Here is a 3,937-nt window from a genome sequence, read left to right as displayed (position 1 = left end):
GGACGGTGCTCGGCGATCTTGCTCGCGAACTCCTTGCCGTACGCGTCCGCCAGCTTCTGCTCCCACACGCCGACCAGGTCGATGTGCATGCAGTTCGCGGGCTTGTCCCAGGTGACCGAGTAGCTGGGGGCGACGCTCTCCAGCGCGGGCAGCGTCAGCGCGCCCGTGGTCTCGCGCAGCTCGCCCGCGATGCGGGTGATCTCGGCGACGGCGAGGCGGTTGCGCTCGGCGGCGGTCGAGTTCGTGACGGACTGCTCGTTGACCACGCTGATCGCGCGGGCGATCTGCTCGGCCTGGGTCGAGACCTCGTTGGTGGCCGAGTTCATCTCGCTGGTGGTGGCGGTCTGCTGCTCCACCGCCGACGCGATCGAGCTCTGGTAGTCGGCGATGCTCGCCATGATCTGGCTGATCTCGTTGATCGACTGGATCGCGGCGGCCGAGTCGCCCTGGATCTGCTGGACGGTCTGCGCGATCTCCTCGGTGGCCTTCGCGGTCTCCCGCGCCAGGTCCTTCACCTCGCCCGCGACGACGGCGAAGCCCTTGCCGGCGTCACCGGCGCGCGCGGCCTCGATGGTGGCGTTCAGGGCGAGCAGGTTGGTCTGCTCGGCGATCGCGGTGATCGTCTTGACGATGCCGCCGATGGTGGCGGACGAGGTCTCCAGCGCGCCCATGCGGGTGGAGGTCTGCTCCAGCGCGTCGACGCCGGTGCGGGCGACCTGCGAGGCGTCCGAGACGTTGCGCGAGATCTCCTGGATGGCGGCGTGCATCTCCTCGCCCGCGGCGGCGATGCCCGCGACCTGGGAGGAGACGCCCTCGGCGGACTGCACGATGGTGCTGACCTGGTTCGCGGTCGCCTGGACGCCCTCGGCGATGGTGCTGCCGCTGGCGTGCATCTCCTGGCCGGCGATGGTCAGCAGGTCGACGGCCGGGCCGAGGCCCGACAGGCGCTGGCCGACGGCGGCGATGCCCTCGGACAGCGGGGCGCCGGAGGCGTCCACGGCCGCCAGGTCGCCGCGCCGCAGCGCGGTGTCGGCCGCGACGGCGTTGTCCACGGCGTGTTCGGCGGTTGACGCGCCCTTGCGGGCGAGGACAAGCGTGAGCAGCACCCCGACGACCAGCACGGCGACCACGACCGCGGTGGAGGCGCCGCTGATCGCCAGCAGGGTGGCGACGACGCCGGACAGGACGGCGAGGATGCTCGGGGTCCAGACCGCTCCCGACAGGGAGGGACGGCTGGTCTCGGGTGTCGACATGAGACTTCCTCAGGTTAACGGTACTCTCGACTCTCGCCCCTGCTGTCGTCCGCTCCGGGGCGGATCTGAGCCAAAGGGCGTTCACTCGCGTGGGTGACCCCGATCCCCCGTTGTGCCAGGTAGAGGGTTACTCGCGGGTCACTTTTCCCGGTGCCGTCCTGATCAGGTCGGGGGTGGGGGAGGGGTGCGAAATATCCTCGATCGGATTACTTTTTCTGTCCTGCGGACGGGTGCTCCACGCGGTAGGCGGAACCGTGCCGGACCACGTGGCCCGCCGTGGGCGGGGCGAAGTGCGTGCCCAGCAGCAGGGTCCCGGTCCCGGCCAGCCGCTCCAGCAGGGCCCGTCGGGTCGCCCTGGCCCGCGCGGGGTCGACGTCCACGCAGGCGGTCAGGTCCGGGCGGGCGAGCTGCACCGGGTGGTGCAGGCAGTCGCCGGTGATCAGGGCCCGCCCGCCTGCCAGTTCCACCGCGACGTGGCCGGGGGTGTGGCCGGGCGTCGGGAGCAGGCGCACGCCGGGGGCGACCTCCAGCCCGCCCTCGGGCACGTCCACCGGCTCCAGCAGGCCCGCCCGCTCCACCGGGGCCACCGAGTCGCGGAACACCTGCGCCCGCGCCCCGTCCATCGGGGAGTCCGCCCAGAAGTCCCGCTCGACGCGGGAGGTGACGTGCCGGGCGTTCGGGAAGGTCGGGACCCACTCCCCGGCGACGCGGCGGGTGTTCCAGCCGACGTGGTCGGTGTGCAGGTGGGTGAGCACGACGAGGTCGACGGACTCGGGCGGGAAGCCCGCGGCGGCGAGCCGGTCGGGGTAGTCGGTGCGCAGGTCGTGCCAGGCCGGGTTGGCGCGCGGCTTGCCGTTGCCGATCCCGGTGTCCACGAGCACCCGCAGCCCGCCCGCCTCGAACGCGAAGCTGTGGCTGTCCAGGCGCAGGGTCCCGGCCGTGGTGGCGTGGTGGGGGAGCAGCCAGTCGGACGCGGCGACCACGTCCGGGGTGGCGTCGGGCAGCAGCCACGCGCCGGTGGCCGGGGGGAGGGGGATCTCGTCCACGCGGTGGACGGCGATGTCGCCGACGTTCCACGAGCTGGGGTGCACTGGTGGCCTCCGGGGCTTTAAAAGCTACGGGTTTGCGTTAACGGCACGGTAGGTCCTACGGTGCGCTTAACGCAAACCCATAGCTTTTACTGCCCCTTGGGAGGCCGTGGTGCCCGCAGAGCCGACCCCGTCCGAGACCGCCCGCCTGGCCGCCCGCGCCGGGCTCCCGCTGCCCGCCGGGCGCCACGCGACCGTCGCGGTCACGGCCGGTCACATCCACGGCGTCATCACCCGGTTGCGCGAACTGGACTTCGGCGACACGCCCGTGGACGTCCCCGCGCCGGTCCCGCCGCCCGAACCCGTGCCGGTCGGCTGCGCGCCCCGGCCCACCCCGACCCACCCGCACGAGCTGACCCTGGCCGAGGCCGCCCGCGAGATCGGCGCGCGCAGGCTCTCCCCGGTCGAGCTGGTCGACGCCGTCCTGCGCCGGATCGAGCGGGTCGCCGACCTGAACGCCTACGCCGAGGTCCTCGCCGACCGCGCCCGCGCCGCCGCCCGCGCCGCCGAGCGGGACATCGCCGCAGGTCGACGCCGGGGGCCGTTGCACGGGGTCCCGTTCGCGCTCAAGGACCTGGCCGACGTCGCCGGGTCGCCCACCGGCGCCGGGTCCCGCGTCCGGGACGGCCACCGCGCGAGCGCCGACAGCGCCGTGGCCGAGCGGCTGGCCGGGGCGGGCGCGGTCCTGGTCGGCAAGGCGCACACCCACGAGTTCGCCTACGGCCTGATCACCCCGCAGACCGCCAACGCCCGGCGGCGGGACCGCGTCGCGGGCGGGTCCAGCGGCGGCTCGGCGGTGGCCGTCGCGGCGGGCGCGGCGACGTTCGCCCTGGGCACCGACACCGGCGGCTCGATCCGCGTGCCCGCCGCGCTGAACGGCGTCGTCGGCCTGAAGCCCACCTACGACCTGGTGCCGCGCCGGGGTGTGACCTCCCTGTCGTGGACCCTGGACCACGTCGGCCCGATCACCCGGACCGCCCAGGACGCCGCGCTGGTCCTGGCCGCGCTGACCGGGCAGCGGCCCGCCGAGGGCGGTGGCCCCGCGGACCTGGCGGGACTGCGCGTGGGCGTGCCGGGCAACCACTACTTCGACCGGGTGACCGCGGACGTGGAGGCCGCGGTCCGGGCGGCGATCGCCTCCCTGGAGTTGCGCGGCGCGCGCCTGGTGGACGTCGCCATCCCGATGGCGGACCACGTCCACGCCGTCCACTGGGGCCTGATGGTGCCGGAGGCGACCGCGTACCACGAGCGGGCCCTGCGCGAGAGCCCCGAGCGGTACGGGGAGGACGTCCGAGTGCTCCTGGAGGCCGGTGAGCTGGTCGGCGCGGGCGACTACCTGCGCGCCCGCCGCGCCACCACCCTCGTGCGCCGCGCGTGGGCGCAGCTGTGGACCGGGATCGACGTCCTGGCCGCCCCGACCACCCCCACGACCGCTGTCCCGGTCGGGTCGGGCGAGGTGCGGTGGCCGGACGGCGCGGCCGAGACCGTGGCCGACGCGTACGTGCGCCTGTGCGCCCCCGCGAACATCACCGGCGGCCCGGCGGTGACCGTCCCCGTCGGCGTCGACCGGGACGGCCTCCCGATCGGCCTGCAGCT

General features: G+C 74.5%; 3 protein-coding genes. 1 reads left to right on the top strand and 2 read right to left on the bottom strand.

Translation table 11 applies throughout. The features are described 5' to 3' along the window. On the bottom strand, positions 1–1,253 hold a 1,253-nt coding region (locus ACTUAL_RS19215; protein ID WP_440901225.1), incomplete at its 3' end, for a methyl-accepting chemotaxis protein. A 206-nt stretch (positions 1,254–1,459) separates the two neighbouring features. Next, a complete protein-coding gene (locus ACTUAL_RS19210; RefSeq protein ID WP_440901224.1) occupies positions 1,460–2,344 on the bottom strand; it encodes an MBL fold metallo-hydrolase in 885 nt (294 codons plus the stop codon). 109 nt (positions 2,345–2,453) lie between these two features. Here ACTUAL_RS19210 and ACTUAL_RS19205 point away from each other — a divergent pair. Further along, a partial coding sequence (locus ACTUAL_RS19205; RefSeq protein WP_440901223.1) for an amidase occupies positions 2,454–3,937 on the top strand: 1,484 nt, incomplete at its 3' end.

This window comes from Actinosynnema sp. (assembly GCF_052038725.1).
This window is presented reverse-complemented; position numbering and strand designations above follow the sequence as displayed.